The sequence below is a fragment of the Acinetobacter sp. YH01020 genome, assembly GCF_013420275.1.
In the GTDB taxonomy this organism is placed as follows: Bacteria; Pseudomonadota; Gammaproteobacteria; order Pseudomonadales; family Moraxellaceae; genus Acinetobacter; species Acinetobacter amyesii.
The window spans coordinates 19,627-41,976 of record NZ_VOYN01000017.1 but is presented as its reverse complement, the minus strand read 5'-3'; the positions used below and the strand labels follow the sequence as shown (position 1 = coordinate 41,976).

Genomic DNA, 22,350 nt, shown 5'->3' with positions numbered 1-22,350 from the left:
AGGCCTACTGATGAAAAAATTATGGCTCGATGTCGGTAATACCCGGCTGAAATACTGGATTACCGAACATGATCAAATTATAGAGCATACTGCGGAACTGCATTTACAGTCGCCTGCCGAACTCCTACTCGGTTTGATCCAGCACTTTAAAAGCTTGGACTTAGATCAGGTCGGGATTTCTTCAGTACTCGACAAGAAAAATAATGATCGGATTCAAAAAATTCTTAAATTTTTATCGGTTCCTGTCACCATTGCCAAAGTTCATGCCGAATATGCGGGCTTACGCTGTGCATATGAAGACACCAGTAAATTCGGGATCGACCGTTGGCTGCAAATGCTGGCTGTGGTCAAAGACCCTACACAAAAATACTGTGTCATTAGCTGTGGCACGGCACTCACCATTGACTTAACGGATGGCTTACAACATTTAGGCGGCTATATTTTGCCAAATTTGTATTTGCAACGTGATTCGCTCATCCAAAACACCAAAGGCATTAAAATTCCAGATGCCACCTTTGATGAGCTGTCTCCTGGTAAAAACACCATAGATGCTGTTCATCATGGCATCTTGCTCAGCTTGGTCAGCACCATTGAAAAGGTTCTCGACAAATATCCAAGTCAGTTGATTTTAACCGGTGGCGATGCTGCGCTATTTGCACGCTATTTAGAACAATATCAGCCAGCTGTCGAAGCAGATTTGCTGCTTCGAGGCCTACAAAGTTATGTAAATGGCGTGTAATTTAGCCATTTTTTGATAGCAAACTGTGAAAGCGTGATGACCAATGGTGATCACGCTTTTTTATTGATGGTCATTTCATATAAGCGTGGTTACAAATTGTATCGCGATTCATGACCTTTTTTCGTCCAAGGAATTACAATAGCCTGCGATGATCGACAGATACATCAGCAACTTTATAATTTAAAAATGTCTTTCAAGATAGAATATAAGACGAAGAGTATAGATATGAAATTTAAAAATTTACTGGGTTTAAGCCTGCTCGCCTCTACATTATTCTTCGGCGGTTGTACCACGACACAAAATCTAGCCAACTCTAAAATCCCTACCGAAATCAAATCACAGCTCAGCACCTCTGAAGCAGTTTTGGGCTATTTTGGAGATGAAGATAATCCTGATTACTGCGGCTGCGTATCATATATTGACTCAAGCTATTACATGACTCCAGTCAAAGACGGATATTACCGTGTACTTTTAGGTCGTAATGCCACAGGTGATTTTTTAGTTCAAGATTTTTACCAAGAAACCAAAACCCCTCAATCCTCACCTGCTTGGGTTAAAGATCCGATGAAATTATTTAGTTTCAGTGGCAGTGACATCGAAGGTCCGGTAACGCTTTATCGTAAAAACGGCAAAGTAGAATCTACCTTTGTAAACCAAGATGGCGTGAGCATCCAAGGCGAAGAATTTTATCCAACAGGACAACGTGGCGCAGCGTATAAAGTCGATGAAAATGGTAATGACGCCTATCGCTTATGGTATGCCTCAGGAAAAATTGCGGCTGAATATGTGGTCGATACCGACGGTGAATATGTTGGTGGCTATAAAGCTTGGCAGGAAGATGGTCGTGAAGCCAATGACGACATTGACGACATTCGTGAACGTGTTGCTTTAGAACTCGACTGATCTTTCAACAGTTCGAACAAACAAAAAAGGCGCAGATTGCGCCTTTTTTCTCTTCAATTGCACCAATTGCATGATTGCAATCTCAGTCTTCACTAAATATCTTATCTACAAAACACGCGATCTATTAAACACGCGCACAGAACCTAGCTAAGCCGTTAAAATCGGCTTTAACACGTGCCACAGTTGTGGAATTTCAGAAAAGCCATCCTGTGCTGTGAAATGCCCCGCTTCTTTCACCTCATAAATTTGTGCATTTATAAAATTGCCCAATTGGATCGCAACCGGCGGCGGCACGATAGGATCATTGGATGAAATCAAACTAATACAAATTGGCATATAGGTCTGTAAAACACCACTATCCATTTTTGCACGTTGAATAAATGCGGTTAATTCAGGTTGTGTCGGTAAACTACTTTTAAAACCTGACACAAAAACGCCCGCTTTAATCCGTGTGCCATGCTGTTCAAAATATTGATTGAGATAATGCAGCGTGGTTAAGCACCCCAAACCATGGGCAATCACAATGGTATTTTCATCCAAATCTGGTATTTGCAACGCTAGAAATTCTTGCCAATGGTCAAAATCAGGTTGTGCTGCATTTGCCATCACGATGCGTCGAGAATAATGTCCTGCTTCCTGCAGCTTTCGTCCTAACCAAGGAAACCAATGATCATTCGGTGATGCATCATGACCATGAACAATATAGATCTTTTGGCTTTCTGGCGTATGCGGTGTATTCATGATTTGATTCTTATTTTAGGTGATTATTTTTGGTTAAACCTTCAATTTGCAGTTCGGCAAATTTTCACCTCTGTTTTAAACCTGTCACCTAAACGCTCTCAATGTCAATTTGGCATCTTTTTGTAATGATTTAGCTCAGTACGTTATCTATCGGCTCATATAGTCAAATTTTTCCAGCACTTGCTATCAAATGTACCCTACCACTTTACTTGAACGCACAGTCTCGTCAAATTGCAGCCATAAAAAAAGGCGCTGAATGCGCCTTTTTTTTAAGTCCAAATTACTTCGGATCTTTACTGCCGAACAATGGACCCATGCCACCGCCGCCAAATTGTTTTTGCATATTGCCTAATGATTTCATCATTTTTGCCATACCCGTTGGGTTGGCAAATTTCTTCATCATTTTCGCCATTTGCGCATGTTGCTTGATGAGTTTATTTACTTCCGCAACATCCATACCACAGCCTGCTGCAATACGTTTTTTACGGCTTGGATTCATCAAGTCTGGGTTACGACGTTCTTTAATGGTCATCGATTGAATAATCGCTTCCATTTTCTTCACTTGCTTTTCAGGATTTGCTTGTGCAATTGCATCTTGAATCCCTGAGTTGCTCATGCCTGGAAGTTTATCCAGGAAGCCCATCATGCCGCCCATTTTGTTCATTTGTTCAAACTGCATCAGCATATCTTCAAAGTTGAAGCTACCGCCTTTTTGCAGTTTTTTTGCCATTTTTTCGGCTTTTTCTTTGTCGATTTTACGTTCAACTTCTTCAACCAAAGAAAGTACGTCACCCATACCCAAAATACGCTGTGCGATACGTTCAGGATGGAATGGCTCTAGGGCATCGAGTTTTTCACCCATACCCAAGAATTTGATTGGCTTACCAGTAATGGCACGAACAGAAAGTGCTGCACCACCACGTGCATCACCATCCGTTTTTGTCAGGATCACACCTGTTAAAGGTAAGGCATCATTAAAGGCTTTTGCAGTATTCGCCGCATCCTGACCAGTCATGGCATCAACCACGAACAATGTTTCAGTTGGCTTAATTGCTGCATGTAGCTCTTTAATTTCATCCATCATTTCGTCGTCTACATGTAAACGACCTGCTGTATCGACAATCAAGACATCAGCAAATTGAATTTTTGCTTGCTCAATCGCACGATTTGCGATGGTAATTGGTTTTTCTTCTGCGCTTGATTCAAAGAAAATCGCGCCAACTTCACCTGCAACCGTTTGTAGCTGCTTAATCGCTGCTGGACGATAAACGTCGGCAGACACCATTGCTACTTTTTTCTTTTGACGTTCTTGTAAGAAACGTGCAAGTTTTGCCGCAGTGGTTGTTTTACCCGCACCTTGTAAACCTGCAAGAAGCACAACAACTGGTGGTTTTGCCGCTAGGTCTAGGCTTTCATTCGCCTCACCCATCATTTTGGTCAATTCGTCATGAACGATTTTGACGAAAGCCTGCCCCGGTGATAACTGAGTCATCACTTCTTGGCCCAATGCTTCTTCCTTAACTTTCGCGATGAATTCACGAGTTACAGGTAACGCAACATCGGCTTCAAGAAGTGCCATACGTACTTCGCGTAACGTATCTTTAATATTGTCTTCGGTTAGCTGCCCTGAGCCAGTAACATTTCTTAAACTCTGCGTGAGTCGTTCTGTTAAGGTATCAAACATTGCAAAATCCGCTTAAAATAGCCATGAGCAAAAAATTGTTTCTTAAAATAGAAAATTTATGCATAGAATGCTATAGGATACTTTAGTTCTTGCAGAATTTATATAAATGAATATTCAACATCCTGAAAAAGGTTTGACATGATCAGTCTCCCCTTGGTTTACACGATCCTAGCATTAATCGCTTATACCACGTCTTTTTGGTATTTATTCAGCCATTTAATGTCTAAACGTGCGCCGAACCATTGGTTTATTGGTGTTGTACTTGGTTTAGGCATGTTATTGCATGCAGGTGTTTTATATAACGACATGTTGACGCCTATGGGTGTGAACTATGACGTGTTCAACCTGATGTCATTTACTTCAGGTCTCATGCTATTACTCAGTGTGTTATTTAGTACCTATCGACCTGTGCTTGCGATGAACCTATTGGGCATTCCTGTGGCAGCGACGGGATTGATTTTGGGCTTTGCATTTAGTCGACAAAATCAATTTATAGAACAACATTCACTGGGTTTAGACATCCATATTATTTTGTCACTTTCCGCATATGCCGTCCTGCTGATGGCAACAATTCAAGCGGTTATTTTGCGTTTACAAGACCGTGAACTAAAAAACAAGCAGAAAAAGCGTGTATGGGTGAGTCTGCTTCCATCCTTCCAAGCCATGGAATCTTTGCTATTTGATTTATTGATTGCTGGATTTGCACTACTGACCGTGGCGCTTGGGTTTGGTTTCTTCACCATCGATAACTTCTTTGCACAGCATTTGGCACATAAAACAGCCTTTAGCATTATTTCATGGTTCGTCTATGGAGCTTTGCTTATTGGACACTATCGTTTTGGCTGGCGTGGTCAAAAAGCTATTCGCTTTACCATTATTGGTTTTTGTCTTTTGGCAGTCGGCTTTATTGGATCTAAGTTTATTTTAGAAATGGTTTTGGGCCGCTAAGTCGACGATGAAACGATTTTAAGTTTTATTAAGAAGTAAGTTTTATCAAGAAAGGAGCTAAGGCTCTCTTTATTATAGCTTGATTATTCACACAGAAATAACTGGCATAAAAAAAGCGCTATACAGCGCTTTTTTTTCATTACGTCTAAATTATAGAGCAACGATGTTTACAGCATTCGGGCCTTTTTGACCTTGAGCGATGCTGAAAGAAACCTTTTGGCCTTCTTGCAAAGTTTTGAAGCCTGAACCAGTGATTTCGCTGAAGTGAGCAAAAACGTCAGGACCGTTGTCTTGTGCAATAAAACCGAAACCTTTAGTTTCGTTGAACCATTTAACTGTACCAGTAACTGTATTAGACATAATAATACCTATTAATTTGTTGATTTAGCCATTGGATGATGACTGACTATAACTTGGAAAATAATAAAGAATTGAACTTCATTTCTGTAAAAAACGAAGGATTATGACTAACACTGCGATACTTAAAGAAAATTTACGAAACAATACTTTTTTTCTAGTTGCAGCCATCATACATGAAATCTTAAAAGATTCAAGCACAGTATATGTTGTTGATTCCATTAAAAAACAACAGTATAAGCCATCTTCTTATTATTACTATCCATATGTATTTACTCATTTTATTGTTAAAGTTTTATGTCAGTCAATACTTTACGACTTTGGTCCTAATTTCACCAAATAGTTACATAAAATCTTGTCATTTCGTATTCCGCGTCACCATAAGCACAAAACCTAGACATCCCTTTCAAAACCACGTATAACTCCGTTTTTCAATTTTTGGCTGTGTGACCGTGAAACTTGTTCTTGCGCCGATGGAAGGCTTAACCGATCCAATTATGCGAGATGTGTTGACGCATGTGGGGAGTTTTGACTGGTGTGTAACCGAGTTTATCCGTGTCACGGACTCTGTCCTGCCCGATCATATTTATCATAGCTATTGTCCTGAACTAAACAATGAAGGCAAAACTGCAGCAGGAACACCGGTTCATGTGCAGTTCTTAGGTAACAATCCCACTATGCTCGCGGCAAATGCTGTACGCGCGGTAGAACTTGGTGCCCCTGCGATTGATATGAACTTTGGTTGCCCTGCAAAAACCGTCAACCGCCACCGTGGTGGTTCAGTTCTGCTAGATGAGCCTGAAGTGGTGTATGAGTTAGTCAAAGCTGTGCGTGATGCTGTTCCGAGTCATATTCCTGTATCGGCAAAAATGCGTTTGGGCTATATGGACCGTAACTTCACTATGGAAAATGCGCATGCCATCGAAGATGCAGGAGCTGCATGGGTTACAGTCCATGCGCGGACCAAAGCCGATGGTTATACCCCGCCTGCCTTTTGGGATCAATTGCAACCCATTCGTAAAGCATTGAAAATCAATGTGATTGCTAACGGTGAAATTTGGAATAATGCCGATGCCAAACAGTGCCAACTCGAATCCGGTTGTGAAGACCTAATGATTGGTCGTGCTGCGGTGACCACTCCTGACATTACACAGTGTATCCGTCGTAATACCGATGAACCGCTGATTACATGGCATGAACTACTTGGATTACAAATTCGTTTCTTAAATGGCTCGTATAAAAAAGAAATGAATATGGTCGGTCGTTATAAACAATGGCTCGGCATGATGTCGAAGCACTATCCAGAAGCCAAAGTCCTTTGGGATGAAGTAAAACGTGTCAAACCACTTGATGAAATCGTGCAAAAACTCAAAGCCGGTATGTAAGTTTTAAAGCACATCGCCCAATATGAAAACGAAAAAGTGTGAAAACACCTATCTAAGCGTAGCCGCAGAGCCTTTGATTATACCTACAGTGTTCAAAGGCTTTGTTGTTTGGCAAACTCTAATATTGCGTCGATCTCATCTGCCAAGAACTCTTTAGGATGTTCCGAAGTCGGGTTCATCACCAAGCTTGCGCCTTTGGTAATCGCAAATAATTTTTCAGCACTGATCATGACAAACTCTGCATCTGCACCAACATCCTGTTGAAGCATCGCAAGACTCAGAAAAAATGGAATGGCTTGCTCGCCTTGCTCCGTTTCCATCAATTGAAAATGTAAATGCTGCTCTGTATCACGCTCACCCAAACAATATACTTGGCTGGCTAAAAGTTGCTGATAAAAGTCTTGGTATTGCTCAGGATGATCTAAAGTCGATTCATAAAGATGTTGAAGCGTGTCGTTCATTGTTATTGTCCGTCTATTTTTATCAGTCAGATACTGTTCACAATCCACAGCATACAGGAAGTTTATGAATTATGCCGTTGATTTAAATCTTCAACGTGCTGTCGATTTGTTTTCCACGATTTTTCTAAAATTTCTTTTTCTAAACGCAACTGTATTCGTTTAAGTTTCATTTCAGAGACCACGGGTTGCTGAAAGGTTTGAACATAGTCCACCCAAGCTGTACCCCGAAATACATTCGACGGCATCTCTGTTTTAAACACTGCTTCAGGCATAAAAACAATCACAGAATGCATATTGTCTTTATCCACAATATCGCTTAACACCTGTTCTAACACTTTCATATGTTTATAATTTTGGTGAATTGGATTTTGAAATTTAAAACTTTTTTTATAAATCTTTTGCGTCCATTGTTTTTGTCTCTCGCTCCCAAAAATCCAGCCCTTATAGTTTTTAGTTTCAATCACAAACACACCAAATGGGCTTAAAAGAAGATGATCAATTTGAGTTGTAGCTCCTTCGCCATCTGGTAAGGTCAAATCATTTAACAATATATAATGGTCTTTCAAATAAAGTTTGACATGAACGGCGACAGCAAACTCTCCCATTTTCCCCTTTAAATAAGGTTTAAATGCTTTGATTGCCCCCACAATCAGTAACAATGGAATTAGCCACCACAACGTCGAAATGAAGGGTGCAAAGATTTGAGAAATATTCATTAATTTGATTCATTATTTTAAATAAGTATATTTTCTATTTTATTGTAATTTCTCAATTTTTAACAATATTTCTTTATTTTCTAGACCACCCGCAAAACCCACTAATTTTCCATTTGCGCCCACGACACGATGACAGGGTGCAATAATTGAAATTGGATTTTTACCATTGACTGCACCGACAGCACGTACGGCTTTGACATTGCCGATCTGCTCTGCAATTTGTTTATAGCTGCGAGTTTCTCCAAAAGGAATCGTCAGTAAAGCTTGCCAAACTTGTTGCTGAAATGCGGTGCCTTCAAAGTCTAGCGGCAAGTCAAATTGCTGTCTTTTACCTGCAAAATATTCATTTAATTGCTGTGCGGTTTTGAGCAAAATCGGGTGTTGCAGATCTTCAACCAAAGCCGCCAATCGCACACGATTAGGGTTTTCATTTTCCCAAAGAACAGCCACCAATGCGGTTTCATGTGCAACAAGTTTTAATTGTCCAACGGGTGAATCTAAAAACTGATAAGAAAGTTGCATGACATACTCCAAGCTCAAAATCGCAACACTTCATTATTCAGGAGGACGATAATTTCATCAAGACTAGTCCTGAAATAATCAGGACCGCAGCTAGCATACGCATGGCATTGGCAGGCTCACCCAATACAACGATGCCGAGGATAAATGAACCCACTGCACCAATGCCTGTCCATACTGTATAGGCTGTACCCAGCGGTAAGGATTTCATTGCATAAGACAATAAAGCAAAACTTGCGATCATGAAAACAATGGTCAAAATACTTGGCGTCAGTTTGCTAAAGCCTTCAGAGACTTTCATACAATATGCCCAGACTACCTCAAGCAATCCCGCTACAATTAATAAAACCCAAGCCATATTTTTACCCATAAAAAAAGCACAGAGGTCAATGAGCTCTGTGCTTTAGAACATATTAACTTGAAGATAATTTCATCAAGATTAGACCAGAAATGATCAGTACTGCGGCTAACATCCGCATGGCAGTTGCAGGCTCACCGAGTATAAAAATACCCACGAGGAATGAGCCAATCGCACCGATTCCTGTCCAAATGGTATAAGCCGTTCCTAGAGGCAACGTTTTCATGGCATAGGCCAATAAACCAAAGCTCAGGATCATAAAAAATAAAGTGACTAAACTTGGGCCAAGTTTTGTAAAGCCTTCTGAGAGCTTCATCGAATAGGCCCAAACGATTTCAAAAATACCAGCGAATACCAGAACAACCCAGGCCATAATGCCTTCCTCCATATTAGTAGAGTCAGGTCGTCCTGACGATTTTTCTTACTGGTTTTGAACAAAGATGTAAGGGAGGTCGTTCCTCCGAATATTGTCTCAGTATAGCAAATATGCTGAATTTTAGTGCAGTCTTTACATTTTTTGACCAAATTCAGGGCGTTATTCAGTTAAGGAAAAAAACTTGTGCAAATGAATTACGCCAAAACATGGCATATCTTTTCAAAGGACAGATTCGGAGATAAAAAAGGCACCACCAAAACCAGTTGATGATGCACTCTTTATTTGGTCTATTCGCCGATTAGAACTTCAGACGAAGGCCTGCGCCATACCACCAGTGTTTTTCACTTCCAGTTTCAGCTTGCCATGCCGTATGCTGATTTCCTTTTTCGGAGCTGTAAGCAACATCGATAAATGGCATCAACTTTTTATTGATTTCATAGCGTGTTTCTAGCCCTAGCCATACAGCACTGAGTCCTGTTTTTTGTGCATAGGCGGAATCATCACTCAGCACCACATCTAGGTTCAGATACGGTTTTAAAATCAATTTTTGCGTCAGCAGCAGATCACGTTCGGTTTCTAAAGAAAAACTGACCTGATTATCTGTACCAAGATATAGATAAGCATCAGTTTCAAAGAAATACGGTGCCAGACCATGCAGACCCACCGCAGCATCTAACTGTTCTTTGTCCGTCACTTGATGTTCATCGACCCGATAACGCGCACCAATTTGTGCATCCCAAAAGTCGGAGATCATACGGCTATACATCACTTGAGCCGCATAATCAGCGTCTTGAGATTCTGCTTTATCGGCATGTAGTTTGATGAATAGCTTATTTTCATCGGTCCCGATTCGACTCTCAATTTCGGTCTTTAAACTTCCTCGGCCATCGGCATTATTGAGCCATCGATTGTCTATTTCGGTCGCTTGATAAATCTGTCCACCATGTTCACGCTTATGATCAACAGGATGCTGCGCAAAATCAGCACGTGACGCAATAGATGATGCTTTTGCATGTTCTGCATGTTCTGCATGTTCTGCATGTTCTGCATGTTCTGCATGTTCTGCATGTTCTGCATGTTCTGCATGTTCTGCATGTTCTGCATGTTCTGCATGTTCTGCATGTTCTGCAGTATGCTCTATCTGGCTCGATTCAATCCCTGTTTGCAGCTCTTGATGCGACGAATCATGTGAGGAATGCGACTCATGTTGAGCTGACATCGGCATGCTGTGATGTGCATCTTGCGCCATGGTTATTTGAGTGACCGATGCCAAAGCTAAACTTAGAACCGTATATGTGCATGGTTTAATGATGCGCATGAGACACCTCCTTTTGCGGTACAGACGCCGTTTTCGTATTCTCCGCGACATTTGCGACCACGAGTTTATTCATCATCCCTGCGGACATGTGATACAGCAAGTGACAATGAATCGCCCATTCCCCTAATTCATTGGCCGTTAACAGAGCCGTCACTGTTTTCCCCGGCGGCACAATCACCGTATGTTTATTTGGCATTTCAGAAGACACTTGCCCATTTTCCAATTGCATAAACATGCCATGTAAATGCATCGGATGCGCCATCATGCTGTCATTGACAAATTTCAGTCGAATTCGCTCACCATATTTCACCCTTAGTGGTTCAGCTTCACTGAATTTTTTGCCATTCATGGTCCACATATAGCGTTCCATCGTTCCACCCAAATGAATGACCAAGTCTTGCGTCGCTTCACGTGTATCAGGCTGCGGGGTTAACGCTTTTAGATCACTATATTGCAGTGCCTTATCACCGACAGGTGTTGAAGCATTGGCCCAACCCATAACCGTTGCTGAATTTTCAACTACTTGCTTCTCCTCTTTAGACTGTGCATGCTCCATCGCTGCATGCGTATCATGTTTCATTGATGAATCCATTGAAGAGTGGTTCATAGAGGAATGATCCATCACGCTATGATCCATATTGGCATGTGCTGAATCAGACATGTTCTGTTTATGCATGTCTGGATGCTGCAAAGCAGTCTGTGCAGTCACTAGGGAGTGGTCCATGTCATGCCCCATTGCAGCATGATCATGTGCTTGATTCGGCTGAATATTTGATGGATTGACAGTATGCGCGCTGTGCTCATGAGCATTCGCTTGCTGGCTTGCTGAAGTTTGGGTTGAACCTGTAGCAGTATGTCCCATGTTGCTATGGTCCATACCCGACATTGAACCATGGCCCATATCTTCCATGGTCAGCAAAGCGCGTGGCCGAGCTTTTGGCATGTGAATGCCTGAGTGCTGAGGCTGCGTTTCATCATGTAAAGTGCCTATCGCAAATCCTGTCCGATCGATCGATTCAGCTTCAATTTGATAATGCGCAGACTTAGGCTCTACGATCACATCGTAGGTTTCCGCAGCACCAATGCGGAATTCATCCACAGCGATAGGCTTGACCGCTTGACCGTCTGCACTGACCACAGTCATTTTGAGCTGAGGAATACGCACATCAAAAAACGACATGGCCGCAGCATTTACAAAACGAAGTCTGACTTTTTCATTGGGCTTAAACATCCCCGTCCAGTTCTGCTGTGGTGTTTTGCCGTTTACTAAAAACGTATAACCCGTGACATCAGACAAATCCGTTTTCAGCATACGCATCTGATTCCACATCGAACGGTCTTGCCACGTATTTTTAAAACCTGTTCGTTGAATCTGCGTCCATACATCTGAAACTGTTTCACGCTGATTTTGATAGTATTCGGCAGACTTTTTCAGATTTGCCATAATCTCAGCGCTAGATGATTCATGAAAATCCGACAGCATGACCACATAATCACGTTGCGATTGTTCATGTGCGGCAAGTGCTTGTTTACCTTTCGGATAAATTACCAAAGCGCCATACAATCCGTCTTGTTCTTGGCCTTTGGAATGAGCGTGGTACCAATAGGTTCCGCTTTGACGGACTTTAAATTTGTAAGTAAAGCTACCGTCAGGCTGAATTTCATTGAAACCATTAAAGCCGGGTACACCATCCATTAAACCGGGCAGCAATAGACCATGCCAATGCACCGAGGTATTTTGTTTTTTGAGCTGATTATGCACATGGATGACCGCATCATCGCCTTCTTCAAACTCCAGTAAAGGTGCTGGAAACTGACCATTGACACTGATTTTTTTGACCGCTTTACCTGTCAAATTGATGGTCTTTTCATCAATATTCAGATGATATTCTTTAATGGCTGCAAACGCCCACGTTGGAGACAGCAGACACACCCCGAGCACGAGGCATGATTTAGATAAATTAGACATGACTTAACCTTTATAAAATAACGAAAAAACGTATTTAAAACTCAGGTTAAGCTTGCGGAGGTCTTAGAATTTCTTGCCAAAAGCCTTTTGAATGCTGTCCAGCAAAAATGAAACGAGGAGGTTCTGTATAGTGATGCACATGGAAGGTCTGCAATGCGACCAAGGCGCTATCGACATAAGAGGTACCGATTTGGCAGTGTGCGAGTGTACAGTCCTGACAGTCTGTACTTTGTGTCGTTGAATGATGCGCCTGACCATCTTGCAGTGCAGATGTCGCATCGAAAGATTGATGACAATCCATCATTGAAATGACTTCAGGTGTCGTCTGCTTGCCATGATGTGCTGCATGCTCAGGAACAGCTTGCCGCTGATTTTGATGGCAATTTGCCATTTTAAAATGCGAAGGATCAGTATGTGCTGCATGAACTGATGCCTGATGGGCATTCGCAGTCATCATTTGTTGATGTTGAAAATTTTGCTGTGCACTGACCACGCTGCTCCACCCCATGACAAACGCCATGAGCCAAGCAAAGCCAAGATGCTTACGCAAAAAATTGAACAATTTAGTATCCTAATTCAACCCAATGATGCACTGTGACAACATGTCCCGAATAACACATCCTTAGAAACATCACGCGATCAGCTCAGCCAAAATCTGCATGAAACACCATGATGAAGTTATTTACGATTCAAATGCAATTACATGACATTCGTATCAACATGACATGCAGCTGGACCGATTTATCCATCATGAAAAATACATTCAGAAATATCTAAAAGCATTATCCAGTGCGATCGATGATGTGTTTTGCCAGTCGCAGCTTATCTCAATAGTTGCTAACAGCATAATTAATTGTGCAGTTATTCACAACAGTTTTAAATTTATTGCGCTATCATAAAAATCAGCGCATATCGTCCAGTTAAAACATAAAAGTTATTTTTTAAACTGATTAATTATTTACCACAGATTAATAAATACACAATATTTCAAATACTTTGACCCATATAAAAAGGACTCAATTGAGTCCTTTTTATACTTAATACGTCTAATTATTAAACCATTGATGCACAATCGTTTATAATTTATTCAAGTTATCCATATACTTATCTACACAGATATCCATACGGTTATCCATATAGTTATCCACAAGCCATGAATAACTTATACCCAAAGGCTTAAGCCTCTTGAGCATGCACTTTTGCCAATTCAGAACGCATGTCATCAATCACAGCTTTATAATCAGGCTTACCAAAAATCGCTGAACCTGCAACGAACATATCTGCACCAGCTTCAGCAATGTCACGGATATTGGCTGGGGTAACACCACCATCCACTTCTAAGCGAATATCACGACCTGAAGCATCAATAATTTTTCGTGCTTGACGCAGCTTTTCTAAAGTCATTGGAATGAACTTTTGACCGCCAAAACCAGGGTTCACACTCATCAACAAGACTTGGTCAACTTTATCTAAAACATAGTCTAAATAATGCAAAGGTGTCGCAGGGTTAAACACCAAGCCTGCTTGCGCACCACCAGATTTGATTAACTGTAAAGAGCGGTCAATATGGTCAGTCGCTTCTGGGTGGAAAGTGATGATATCTGCACCAGCGTCTAAGAAATCACTAATCATACGGTCTACCGGTGAAACCATTAGATGCACATCAATTGGCGCTTTAATGCCGTATTTTTTCAATGCCTTACAAACGCCCGCACCAAAAGTTAAGTTCGGTACATAATGATTATCCATGACATCGAAATGAACAACATCTGCACCGGCTTCTAGAACATTTTCAACTTCTTCACCTAAGCGCGCAAAGTCTGCTGACAAAATTGAAGGTGCGATTAAGAATGGCTTGGACATGAAAAACCTAGCTTTGAAAAGGGAGTGATTGACGCATTATAGCAAATTGTCCCCCTATTCGCTGCCCATGCCCTTAGTCGTTTTTTCGATGCCAATGATTGAGATCTCTCTAATAAAGAAACCTAGGATGAACTGATGTTACGCAGTAACATCAGAAGCGAAATTGGTTCAAATAAAAGAACGATACGCGGTAACGTCATCCGCAATTGTTTGAGACAGCACGACTTCTCATCAATTTTTTTTTGCAATACTTTAAATAAATAGACGCTAGAGAGCGAGTTTTGCGGTGAGGAGCATTGCTCTGCAAGATGGTTTCCTTGCGAAGCTTCGCTGCTCATTTTGCCTAATGCGAAACATCGTTTCGTAAGAGTACCTCCAGCCGAAGGCTAATCCCTTTATTTAAGCCCTAGATGTAAGACTCCGGCGAATTGACTTAAATATCATTTTAAAAATGCAAAATTATTTTTTGCGTGCGTAGCATCAGTGATTAATATGGATAAAGATCTCAGGGATAGAAACACAGCGTTGCATTTTTAAACTTAACGGGCATCCATTTTCTTTACTAAGTTAAAGAACTGACGACTTAACAATAAAATTGCATCTATGAAAAGTTCAACACACATCACCACCGCCCAAGCAGCACGTGTTGCTAAGCGCTTAGTCAATCATTGGAAACATAAATTTGAAGTCAATGAACAGATCATTGGAGAAAATACTGCATTCAAGATTCAACTGCCCTCTCCAGAAGTCAGTCTTTTACCACAAGCTGCATTTTTAGACGTGATGATTTCAGCCCAAAATCCAAGTGCAAATCTAGATCAATTGGAACATGTGGTATTAGATCATTTGATCCGCATGGGGCAAGAAGAACTCAGTGCAATATGGCAACGCGAACCGTAGTCTACGTCGCCATATTGTCAAAGCCTTTCACTCAATGCTGATGTGATTGATAATTTCTGACTGCATCAATACGGGCTTTCGTCGCTGGATGTGACTCAAAGAAGTCTGTCCAAGATCTCTGATCTTTGGCACTTTCATCCTTTGCACCTTTCTCTTTTGCTGTTTCACCATCAGCTTCATCTTCCATACGTTGTAAGAAGTTTGCAAAATGTGCCGTTGGAATTTGATGTTTTGAAAGTTGTTTTAGGGCATATAAATCTGCTTCAGATTCAAAATCTCGAGAGTAACTCGCACCCACCGCAGCCACCGGCAAACTGGTAAGAATGTCAGAGCCATCTCCTGTAATCATCAACAAAATAATACTGATGCCTAAACCTGACAAACTTTGCTGCAAACTATGGCGTTGAACTAAATGCCCCTGCTCATGTGCAAGTACACCAATTAACTCATAATCATTTTTCGCTAATTTAACCAACTCATCTGTCACGATAATGGTGTTATTGGGTATCGCCAATGCATTTGCACCGATGCTGCCACCACCGCGGAATAACAACTTCGCAGGACGATTTTCAGCCACGAATTGTTGATATTCTTGCTTCAACTTATCTTGGCGTGCTTGTGGCAATTTTGTGGGTTCAGTCATATCAATAATATATTTTTCAGCCTGATCGCCCCAACTCTTTAAAGCTGTCTCAGGAAGTTGGTTGGCCACCACATGTGACGCCGCAGGTATGCCCCATTTAATCAATACAAAAGCAAAAGCCACCACGAAAATCACACTAAAAATGATTAGAGAAGGTGAACGCTCTAACTTCCAAATCGAATGCCAACGCGACTTTACATCTAGATTAAACCACTCTGGCAAGGGTTGATGAAACTCTAAACGAGCATCGTTCTTTAACTCGATCACTGGCTGAATATCACCCAAAGCACCGATCAGCGTCATATCTTGATAGGTGTAATGCTGTGTTTGTTCTAGGTCTTGACCATAACGCACAATCACAGCATGTTCCCCATCTGCGCTGATTTGAGCAACAAAGGGTTTTGACACTTTCCCATCATAATAGGTTGCATTCACTACTGATGTTTTCATGTAATTCACCTGCGTTATAAGGAAATATCTAGGTCAAAAATATCGGATAATTCTTCAGCAATCGCATTGTGATCTTGCTGCATTTGATTTTGTAATTGGTCTGGATCATCGACCAACATTAAGTGCAAAGATTCAGTCTGATATTTATATAGTCGTACAACTGCCCATGGTGTCAGTAAACCGAGGCTAATCACTTTAGCCAACCAATTGCTCAAGACAATCCATGCATAGCGCCATTGATTACAGTCCGTATGAAACTGACTGCGGCTCAACGTAGTGTTATTCCAAGTGGTAATAAAAATACGTGCAGCTGTGAGTGGCCAAATAAACATATAGCCAATCAAATACATACCAAAAATAATGAAGACATAAGATGCGTCATTTAAACCATCTGAACTACCAAACAGTATCGCAAAGATTACTGCCAGCAATGCACCAAAGCCCATAAACAGAAATAAAGGCACATACATGGCACGCATATAATCGCCCCACGTATTATTCAGATTAAATTTCAACTGACCTAGATATAAATGATTCAGACATTCACGTTTATATAGCCAGACCGCAACTGGTGTAAACAAACCGAGGGTAAAGACAACCACTGCAAGACATTTAACAAAGCACCAATACGCGCTTTTATTTGTCCCTGAAAAAAAGAATCGGCTATTACTAAACTTACTGTTACGAGCACGGAAACGAATCGTAGATCGGATGAGCCAAGGAACTGCGAAAAAGATCAGGACAAAGCCCGCTAAGAAAGCTTCCCAAGAATATTTTGCAGCAAAAGAGAAACCACCATAGACCACTAGCGCAATGATGCGTCCAACTAAAATTTTTGTAGGCAAACCAGTAAAGTCAAAACGACGCTGAAATACCCAAGTATTACCGTAAAAATAACGTAAACGGCGGACCTTTGCCCAAGGCGCATAAAGTCCAAGCGTGACAATCGTCAGTAAGATATTCACAATCCAAATACCGAAATATTCAGACGCATTACCTTTAAACCTAAAATGATAATTTCGTCCCAAAACATCAGCCTGTTCTGTCTCACCAAATAGACTCGGTGGATTCATCACGGGCAGCTCTGGCGGAAGCGGCGTTTCCATTTGTGAATTTTGCATAAGTACCCTAAATTATTTTTTTTGGTATGTCGAATTTATTCATTTGCATGGCAATGCACATCACCATGCTTTATTTATACGTATATCAAAGCAAGCTATGCCTCAATATTTTTTAACCACTGGCTTTTAAATTAATGAACTACTGTTTGCAATTGGACAGCGTGAAATTGCAAATGATCATCCATAAAACTTTGAATAAAATAATACCCATGATCATAGCCTGCATGTTCACGCAGTTCGAGTGGCTGCCCAATTTGCTCACACGCTTGCTGAAACAACGCCGGATTTAACTGGCTATAAAATTGATCATCAATGCCTTGGTCAATCAAAATGGTTTTAAACAAAGCCCCTTTGGTTTGCACTAAAGCTGTTGCATCATGCTGAAGCCACTGCTGACGGTCTGAACCTATATATTGGCTAAAAGCTTTTTCACCCCATGGACACTGACTCGGCGCACAAATCGGTGCAAAAGCAGAAACCGATTTAAACAGGTCCGGATGCTTCAACGCTAAAGTTAATGCACCATGACCGCCCATACTATGTCCGAATATGCCAATCGCAGCTTTTTGTACCGGAAATTCAGCCTGTACTAGCGAATACAACTCTTCAGTAAGAAAACGTTCCATTTGATAATGCTCGGCCCACGGTTGTTCCGTTGCATTAATATAAAAGCCTGCGCCTTGCCCAATATCCCAATGATCGCCTTGCGCTACCTGTTCCCCACGTGGAGAAGTATCAGGACTGATTAAAATCAGGCCGAGCTGCGCAGCTAAACGCTGTGCATGCGCTTTAATAGCAAAGGTTTCTTCGGTACAGGTTAATCCCGCCAAATAAAACAATGCAGGACACGCTTGGCCTTGCAAGGCTGCTTGCGGCAGAAAAATACCAAACTTTGTCGTGGTTTTTAAACTTGAAGAATCCAATTGATAAATACGCTGCTCACCCGCAAAACAGGTATTTCGTTGTACTAATTCCATGATCTTTATCCTAAACTTTTTTGATCTTTTAAGGCGTAACCGTCGTAGCCGGTGCAGTAGTTGTCGGCGGGAACAATCGTTGTTCTAATTGAGGCAACATTAATGCCATGTTTTTCCCCATCGACCACTGCGGTTCAGAAGGTTCGAAACCTTGCGCTGCTTCCCATTTCGCAACAGTCGCTTTGGTTTCATTAAATGCCGCTTGAATACTGGTCTGCTTACGCATCGCCTGATCAAAGAACGCACGACCAAAATAGGTGTATTCAGCTTCATTCGAACAGCCAAAAGACTGTCGATCAGCTGCCGATGCAGTAATGATTAAAGTATTATCATTTTGCAATGCTGGAATAAAACTGCCTGAATAACATGAAGAAATCACGATCACTCGCCAACGAATTCCGGATGCATCCAAGGCTTCTTTTAACCATTTAGGATCGACTTGCGCCAAATCCAAAGGTGCATTTTCCATTTCAAAGACATTAGGTAAACCGTGTGAGGTCATATATAAAAATAAGACGTCACTTTCTCGGTTCATCTGTTGACCAATACGACGCAGCGCCAACTCCATACTGGTTTTAGATGCCAGCGGAATTTCAGTACGCGTTGCAGGGTTATTGATAAGCTCAACCGAACGCCCATAGGTGCCAAAACGTGTATCAAACTGTTCTTTAATCCGTTCAATTTCCAGTTTAAAGACATCTTGATAACTCGCACCAGCCACCCCTAAGAAGTACCAATGGGATTGGGCAAATTCACCATATTCCACTGCGTCTAAAGATTTATTGAGCAAACGGCTTTGTGCATACAAGGCATCTTCAGCAAAGCTTGGTGGAACTTCTTCCACTTTCCAAATCGGCTGATCTTTGACTGAGACTTGCCACACGACCAAAGTAAATAGCGTCGCACCCATAATCAGTGCTCGCTCCCACCATGGCCATTTCAGTTCACGTGAAAATACCCAAACGACAGCTAGACTTTGCCAAACAAATAGAATAATGAATAACGTTGGAATGTAGTCATATAGGAAGTATGGGAGAAAATCGAGATCTCCCATATATTGAATCAAACATTGAAACAACATGATGTGCGTATCAAGCACCAACCAGAGCAATGCTGGGACCAACATTAACCGTGGATTATTCACACGTTGTGACAGGAAAATCCCCACGATTAAAGCAATAAATGGCCACAATGCGTAGCTAATGAGACCTTGGGCATTAAATTCGCCAATACGCCCCGTGCTGAGCCAACTAAATAAACTGTTGGCACAACCACCTAAAATCCCCCAAAACACCAATTGTAAAATCGATGGTCGAACGATTTGTAAAGAACGACGAGACCCCAAAAATAACCACATCCCCGCAGTTTGGTTGCTTTTAAAATCATGCCAAAAATTGATGGAGGGTTTGAAATCAATCATAGAGTTCTGATGGTGGCCTTGGCTCGCTTAATTGCACAAATAATTTTATGCCTGATGTCGTTTTTAGCAATGCTATTTTTTAACTATATAACAAATCTTTGAACAATATTGAAGCAAATATCATTTTAAGTCACAAGATCATGTTGGAAATATGCATCAAAGCGACAAGCATCACCTTGCCACTGATGTTGCGGCTCTTGATTCGCTAAAAAAACCGCCAATCGTGGACGTTTAACCACAACACGTTTAGCAATTTTTTGTGCTAAATCCAGTAAATTATCACCTAAATCCATTTCACCATCTTCAGGTAACAGTAAATGCAATAATTGCATTTGTTTTTTGACCTGCGCTTGCTTTTTGACGGCTTGCTGGTTTTGATCTCGCTGCGGAAACATCGGATCGAGATAAACCACATCAAAGATTTGATTGGTCGTCGATAAATGTTGCAAATAATCTGCCGAATCTGAAAAGACCAATTCAATTCGAGCCACAACCGAATTTAAAAATACATCTTGCTGCGCACGTTGATGTGAGTCTTCCAATAGGGTAAATAAAATCGGATGACGTTCCACAAGGGTCACATGCGCACCCAAATGGGCCATCAATAAACTATCGTGCCCTAGCCCTGCGGTTGCATCCACAAGCTGTGGTTTTTCTGCCAAATTACACGCACGTGCAATCATCTCAGACTTTAAAGATGCTCGCTTTAAACGTCCCACTTCTGCTTTCCAATCGGGTTGCATCTTCATGCCATTGGCCGCCAACCACAAACCATCTGCATCGACACACAAACTGAGTTCAGGGTTTAAACGTAAAAAACGCGCGTTTAATTTTTCAATTAATTCAATATTTACAGATACGCCACGTGAAGAAAGCACAGCAGAATACTGCTGTGCTTTCTCATGAAACTCTTGTTCTGTGTATAAGCGGATTTCGCTTACCATAATTTCCAGCCTGTAAATGCGAACAATAAAATCAATAAACCTGAAACAATTCGATACCACGCAAAAATCATAAAATCACGTTTTGCCACATAAGCGACAAGCGCACGAATTAAAATCAATGCAGAGACAAATGAAACGATTAAACCAACGGCGATCACAGTCCAATCTTGAGTGCCTTGAAATACATCATAGCTTTGATATAAATCCAGTAAACCTGCACCGACAATAACCGGAATACCCAAAAAGAATGAAAACTCAGTGGCTGCTTTACGGGAAACACCCAAGAACATAGCACCAATAATGGTTGCACCTGAACGTGAAGTCCCTGGAATTAAAGATAAAACCTGAATTAAACCAATCCAAATCGCATCTTTAATGGTTAAATCTTCTACTTCTTTGGCACGCACCTGCGGTGGATTTTTTTCGATCCAAATAATGATCAAACCACCGATAATCAACCCCATAGCAATCGCAATGTTATTGAACAGCAGTTCTTTCACCGTCTGACCAAACGTCAAACCAATCAACACGATTGGAATCGAAGCGAGAATTAAGCCAAAACCTAAACGGCGACCTTTTTCTTCACCAGTCACCATACCGGTTGCTGCGCCCCACAGGCGGCCCCAGTATTCATAAATCACCGCCGCAATCGCCCCCATTTGAATTGCGATCACGAAAACATCACTTTTTTCTTTGGTCCAAAAGTTCATTAATTCTGAAGCCAGAATTAAATGCCCTGTACTTGAAATCGGTAAAAATTCGGTAATACCTTCAACAATACCCATGATTGCCGCTTTGAGCAGCAGTAGAAGATCCATATATAACCCTAATTATGGCTTGCCTTGTTCTGAAATTTTCTTCCAGGCGTTATCTCGTAAATATACGGGCAATGCAAGTTCAGCACTCACCCATGCTTTTCTTTGCGCCGCTTCGCGGGCAATAGTAGCAATATCTTGTGCTGTTGCACTTAAGTCTTTGTATTGTGTTTGTTCTGATTGAATGAGCTCACTACCAGAACCCACGACAGTAAATTTGATCTGTGGTGTGGTGGCATCTGCGTAACTTAATAGTTGTTCTTCATCTACAGCCTGCATAATGCCATTGGCATCGAGTTGATAGCTTGCGATATACACTTCTTGCATGCGAGCATCAAGGACTGCTGTTACTTCAGTCAAACCATGTAGACGATGCGCCGCTTGAGCCAAAGCTTGCAAAGTCGAGACTGGAACAACAGGTACGTCATTGGCCCATGCCAAAGCCTGTGTTACCGCTGCATTAATACGAACACCACTAAATGAGCCAGGCCCACGACTAAATGCAATTGCATTTAAATCCGCTAACTCAATAGCAGTTTGATTAAGCCCTTGCTCAATCATTGGGAGAATGGTTTGCGTCTGCGCTTTTGCCCGTAAATCGAGTTGAAAATAAAGCTCTTGAGTTTCATCTACAATCGAGACGGAACACTGCTCATTGGCAGTTTCCAATGCCAGTAATTTCATGCGCAACCTTAATTAAATTTAATCTTAAAAAACGTTGAATATGATACTCCACTCCATCG

Annotated in this window: 24 protein-coding genes; 5 read left to right on the top strand and 19 right to left on the bottom strand. The window is 41.4% G+C overall.

What is annotated here, in order from left to right:
• The first annotated feature begins 10 nt into the window (after window positions 1–10).
• Complete coding sequence (locus FTT85_RS08630; RefSeq protein ID WP_180183324.1) at window positions 11–739, top strand: type III pantothenate kinase; 729 nt, start codon at window positions 11–13, stop codon at window positions 737–739.
• 225 nt (window positions 740–964) lie between these two features.
• Window positions 965–1,642 carry a hypothetical protein gene (locus tag FTT85_RS08625; RefSeq protein WP_180183323.1) on the top strand — a complete coding sequence of 226 codons (678 nt, stop codon included), beginning with the start codon at window positions 965–967 and terminating at the stop codon, window positions 1,640–1,642.
• A 147-nt stretch (window positions 1,643–1,789) separates the two neighbouring features.
• On the opposite strand, the gene FTT85_RS08620 is transcribed toward FTT85_RS08625, so the two are convergent.
• Together FTT85_RS08620 and ffh are read right to left on the bottom strand one after the other, a co-directional pair.
• Complete coding sequence (locus FTT85_RS08620; protein ID WP_180183322.1) at window positions 1,790–2,383, bottom strand: alpha/beta hydrolase; 594 nt, start codon at window positions 2,381–2,383, stop codon at window positions 1,790–1,792.
• A 280-nt stretch (window positions 2,384–2,663) separates the two neighbouring features.
• Window positions 2,664–4,067, bottom strand: coding sequence for a signal recognition particle protein (gene ffh / locus FTT85_RS08615; protein ID WP_180114647.1), 1,404 nt, complete (start codon window positions 4,065–4,067; stop codon window positions 2,664–2,666).
• Window positions 4,068–4,205: 138 nt separating this feature from the next.
• Between ffh and FTT85_RS08610 the strand changes: the two genes are divergently transcribed.
• On the top strand, window positions 4,206–5,015 hold the full coding sequence (locus FTT85_RS08610) for an inner membrane protein YpjD (RefSeq protein WP_078191164.1): 810 nt from the start codon (window positions 4,206–4,208) through the stop codon (window positions 5,013–5,015).
• A 150-nt stretch (window positions 5,016–5,165) separates the two neighbouring features.
• On the opposite strand, the gene FTT85_RS08605 is transcribed toward FTT85_RS08610, so the two are convergent.
• Window positions 5,166–5,375 (bottom strand): cold-shock protein, encoded by a 210-nt coding sequence (locus FTT85_RS08605; RefSeq protein WP_067761877.1) that lies wholly within the window; start codon window positions 5,373–5,375, stop codon window positions 5,166–5,168.
• 449 nt (window positions 5,376–5,824) lie between these two features.
• Here FTT85_RS08605 and FTT85_RS08600 point away from each other — a divergent pair, with 449 nt between their 5' ends.
• The gene (locus FTT85_RS08600) at window positions 5,825–6,757 is read left to right on the top strand and encodes a tRNA-dihydrouridine synthase (RefSeq protein WP_180114645.1); all 933 of its coding nucleotides are present in this window, start codon (window positions 5,825–5,827) and stop codon (window positions 6,755–6,757) included.
• A gap of 92 nt (window positions 6,758–6,849) precedes the next feature.
• On the opposite strand, the gene FTT85_RS08595 is transcribed toward FTT85_RS08600, so the two are convergent.
• The 9 genes from FTT85_RS08595 to rpe form a co-directional block, all read right to left on the bottom strand.
• Window positions 6,850–7,218, bottom strand: a complete 369-nt coding sequence (locus FTT85_RS08595) for an SseB family protein (protein WP_180023108.1) — start codon at window positions 7,216–7,218, stop codon at window positions 6,850–6,852.
• A gap of 62 nt (window positions 7,219–7,280) precedes the next feature.
• Window positions 7,281–7,934 (bottom strand): nuclease-related domain-containing protein, encoded by a 654-nt coding sequence (locus tag FTT85_RS08590; RefSeq protein ID WP_180048993.1) that lies wholly within the window; start codon window positions 7,932–7,934, stop codon window positions 7,281–7,283.
• Between the two features lie 39 nt (window positions 7,935–7,973).
• On the bottom strand, window positions 7,974–8,456 hold the full coding sequence (locus FTT85_RS08585) for a methylated-DNA--[protein]-cysteine S-methyltransferase (RefSeq protein WP_180183321.1): 483 nt from the start codon (window positions 8,454–8,456) through the stop codon (window positions 7,974–7,976).
• Window positions 8,457–8,493: 37 nt separating this feature from the next.
• The gene (gene sugE, locus FTT85_RS08580; RefSeq protein ID WP_078191206.1) at window positions 8,494–8,811 is read right to left on the bottom strand and encodes a quaternary ammonium compound efflux SMR transporter SugE; all 318 of its coding nucleotides are present in this window, start codon (window positions 8,809–8,811) and stop codon (window positions 8,494–8,496) included.
• Between the two features lie 55 nt (window positions 8,812–8,866).
• Window positions 8,867–9,184 (bottom strand): multidrug efflux SMR transporter, encoded by a 318-nt coding sequence (locus FTT85_RS08575; protein WP_078191168.1) that lies wholly within the window; start codon window positions 9,182–9,184, stop codon window positions 8,867–8,869.
• 301 nt (window positions 9,185–9,485) lie between these two features.
• Window positions 9,486–10,505 (bottom strand): copper resistance protein B, encoded by a 1,020-nt coding sequence (locus tag FTT85_RS08570; RefSeq protein ID WP_180183320.1) that lies wholly within the window; start codon window positions 10,503–10,505, stop codon window positions 9,486–9,488.
• The gene (locus FTT85_RS08565; RefSeq protein ID WP_180183319.1) at window positions 10,492–12,474 is read right to left on the bottom strand and encodes a multicopper oxidase domain-containing protein; all 1,983 of its coding nucleotides are present in this window, start codon (window positions 12,472–12,474) and stop codon (window positions 10,492–10,494) included. Before FTT85_RS08565 ends, FTT85_RS08570 begins: the two co-directional genes overlap by 14 nt.
• A gap of 46 nt (window positions 12,475–12,520) precedes the next feature.
• A complete protein-coding gene (locus tag FTT85_RS08560; RefSeq protein ID WP_180183318.1) occupies window positions 12,521–13,036 on the bottom strand; it encodes a hypothetical protein in 516 nt (171 codons plus the stop codon).
• Window positions 13,037–13,650: 614 nt separating this feature from the next.
• Window positions 13,651–14,337 carry a ribulose-phosphate 3-epimerase gene (gene rpe, locus FTT85_RS08555; RefSeq protein WP_180005004.1) on the bottom strand — a complete coding sequence of 229 codons (687 nt, stop codon included), beginning with the start codon at window positions 14,335–14,337 and terminating at the stop codon, window positions 13,651–13,653.
• A gap of 603 nt (window positions 14,338–14,940) precedes the next feature.
• Between rpe and FTT85_RS08550 the strand changes: the two genes are divergently transcribed.
• Window positions 14,941–15,237, top strand: a complete 297-nt coding sequence (locus FTT85_RS08550; protein WP_180183317.1) for a DUF2218 domain-containing protein — start codon at window positions 14,941–14,943, stop codon at window positions 15,235–15,237.
• Between the two features lie 31 nt (window positions 15,238–15,268).
• Here the strand turns inward: FTT85_RS08550 and FTT85_RS08545 are convergent, their stop codons facing one another.
• From FTT85_RS08545 to tsaB, 7 genes are all read right to left on the bottom strand, one after another.
• Entirely contained in the window at window positions 15,269–16,330 is a 1,062-nt protein-coding gene (locus FTT85_RS08545) for a M48 family metallopeptidase (RefSeq protein WP_180183316.1), read from the bottom strand.
• A gap of 14 nt (window positions 16,331–16,344) precedes the next feature.
• Entirely contained in the window at window positions 16,345–17,451 is a 1,107-nt protein-coding gene (locus tag FTT85_RS08540; RefSeq protein ID WP_180109464.1) for a YjgN family protein, read from the bottom strand.
• 131 nt (window positions 17,452–17,582) lie between these two features.
• Window positions 17,583–18,428 carry an S-formylglutathione hydrolase gene (gene fghA / locus FTT85_RS08535; protein ID WP_180183315.1) on the bottom strand — a complete coding sequence of 282 codons (846 nt, stop codon included), beginning with the start codon at window positions 18,426–18,428 and terminating at the stop codon, window positions 17,583–17,585.
• Between the two features lie 28 nt (window positions 18,429–18,456).
• Window positions 18,457–19,848: a C13 family peptidase gene (locus FTT85_RS08530; protein ID WP_180183314.1), complete on the bottom strand. Its 1,392-nt coding sequence runs from the start codon at window positions 19,846–19,848 to the stop codon at window positions 18,457–18,459.
• A 125-nt stretch (window positions 19,849–19,973) separates the two neighbouring features.
• Window positions 19,974–20,780: a class I SAM-dependent methyltransferase gene (locus tag FTT85_RS08525; protein WP_180183336.1), complete on the bottom strand. Its 807-nt coding sequence runs from the start codon at window positions 20,778–20,780 to the stop codon at window positions 19,974–19,976.
• Window positions 20,781–20,785: 5 nt separating this feature from the next.
• On the bottom strand, window positions 20,786–21,610 hold the full coding sequence (locus FTT85_RS08520; protein WP_078191179.1) for an undecaprenyl-diphosphate phosphatase: 825 nt from the start codon (window positions 21,608–21,610) through the stop codon (window positions 20,786–20,788).
• 12 nt (window positions 21,611–21,622) lie between these two features.
• The gene (gene tsaB, locus FTT85_RS08515; RefSeq protein ID WP_180183313.1) at window positions 21,623–22,291 is read right to left on the bottom strand and encodes a tRNA (adenosine(37)-N6)-threonylcarbamoyltransferase complex dimerization subunit type 1 TsaB; all 669 of its coding nucleotides are present in this window, start codon (window positions 22,289–22,291) and stop codon (window positions 21,623–21,625) included.
• Window positions 22,292–22,350 lie beyond the last annotated feature (59 nt).

Bases quoted from the DNA above. Each gene is read 5' to 3' on its own strand.
- FTT85_RS08530 (WP_180183314.1), bottom strand. From the start codon at position 19,848: ATGATTGATTTCAAACCCTCCATCAATTTTTGGCATGATTTTAAAAGC.
- FTT85_RS08540 (WP_180109464.1), bottom strand. From the start codon at position 17,451: ATGCAAAATTCACAAATGGAAACGCCGCTTCCGCCAGAGCTGCCCGTG.
- rpe (WP_180005004.1), bottom strand. From the start codon at position 14,337: ATGTCCAAGCCATTCTTAATCGCACCTTCAATTTTGTCAGCAGACTTT.
- FTT85_RS08625 (WP_180183323.1), top strand. From the start codon at position 965: ATGAAATTTAAAAATTTACTGGGTTTAAGCCTGCTCGCCTCTACATTA.
- ffh (WP_180114647.1), bottom strand. From the start codon at position 4,067: ATGTTTGATACCTTAACAGAACGACTCACGCAGAGTTTAAGAAATGTT.
- FTT85_RS08605 (WP_067761877.1), bottom strand. From the start codon at position 5,375: ATGTCTAATACAGTTACTGGTACAGTTAAATGGTTCAACGAAACTAAA.
- FTT85_RS08550 (WP_180183317.1), top strand. From the start codon at position 14,941: ATGAAAAGTTCAACACACATCACCACCGCCCAAGCAGCACGTGTTGCT.
- FTT85_RS08595 (WP_180023108.1), bottom strand. From the start codon at position 7,218: ATGAACGACACGCTTCAACATCTTTATGAATCGACTTTAGATCATCCT.
- FTT85_RS08585 (WP_180183321.1), bottom strand. From the start codon at position 8,456: ATGCAACTTTCTTATCAGTTTTTAGATTCACCCGTTGGACAATTAAAA.
- sugE (WP_078191206.1), bottom strand. From the start codon at position 8,811: ATGGCTTGGGTTTTATTAATTGTAGCGGGATTGCTTGAGGTAGTCTGG.
- FTT85_RS08610 (WP_078191164.1), top strand. From the start codon at position 4,206: ATGATCAGTCTCCCCTTGGTTTACACGATCCTAGCATTAATCGCTTAT.
- tsaB (WP_180183313.1), bottom strand. From the start codon at position 22,291: ATGAAATTACTGGCATTGGAAACTGCCAATGAGCAGTGTTCCGTCTCG.
- FTT85_RS08520 (WP_078191179.1), bottom strand. From the start codon at position 21,610: ATGGATCTTCTACTGCTGCTCAAAGCGGCAATCATGGGTATTGTTGAA.
- FTT85_RS08565 (WP_180183319.1), bottom strand. From the start codon at position 12,474: ATGTCTAATTTATCTAAATCATGCCTCGTGCTCGGGGTGTGTCTGCTG.
- fghA (WP_180183315.1), bottom strand. From the start codon at position 18,428: ATGGAATTAGTACAACGAAATACCTGTTTTGCGGGTGAGCAGCGTATT.
- FTT85_RS08630 (WP_180183324.1), top strand. From the start codon at position 11: ATGAAAAAATTATGGCTCGATGTCGGTAATACCCGGCTGAAATACTGG.
- FTT85_RS08590 (WP_180048993.1), bottom strand. From the start codon at position 7,934: ATGAATATTTCTCAAATCTTTGCACCCTTCATTTCGACGTTGTGGTGG.
- FTT85_RS08575 (WP_078191168.1), bottom strand. From the start codon at position 9,184: ATGGCCTGGGTTGTTCTGGTATTCGCTGGTATTTTTGAAATCGTTTGG.
- FTT85_RS08620 (WP_180183322.1), bottom strand. From the start codon at position 2,383: ATGAATACACCGCATACGCCAGAAAGCCAAAAGATCTATATTGTTCAT.
- FTT85_RS08570 (WP_180183320.1), bottom strand. From the start codon at position 10,505: ATGCGCATCATTAAACCATGCACATATACGGTTCTAAGTTTAGCTTTG.
- FTT85_RS08545 (WP_180183316.1), bottom strand. From the start codon at position 16,330: ATGAAAACATCAGTAGTGAATGCAACCTATTATGATGGGAAAGTGTCA.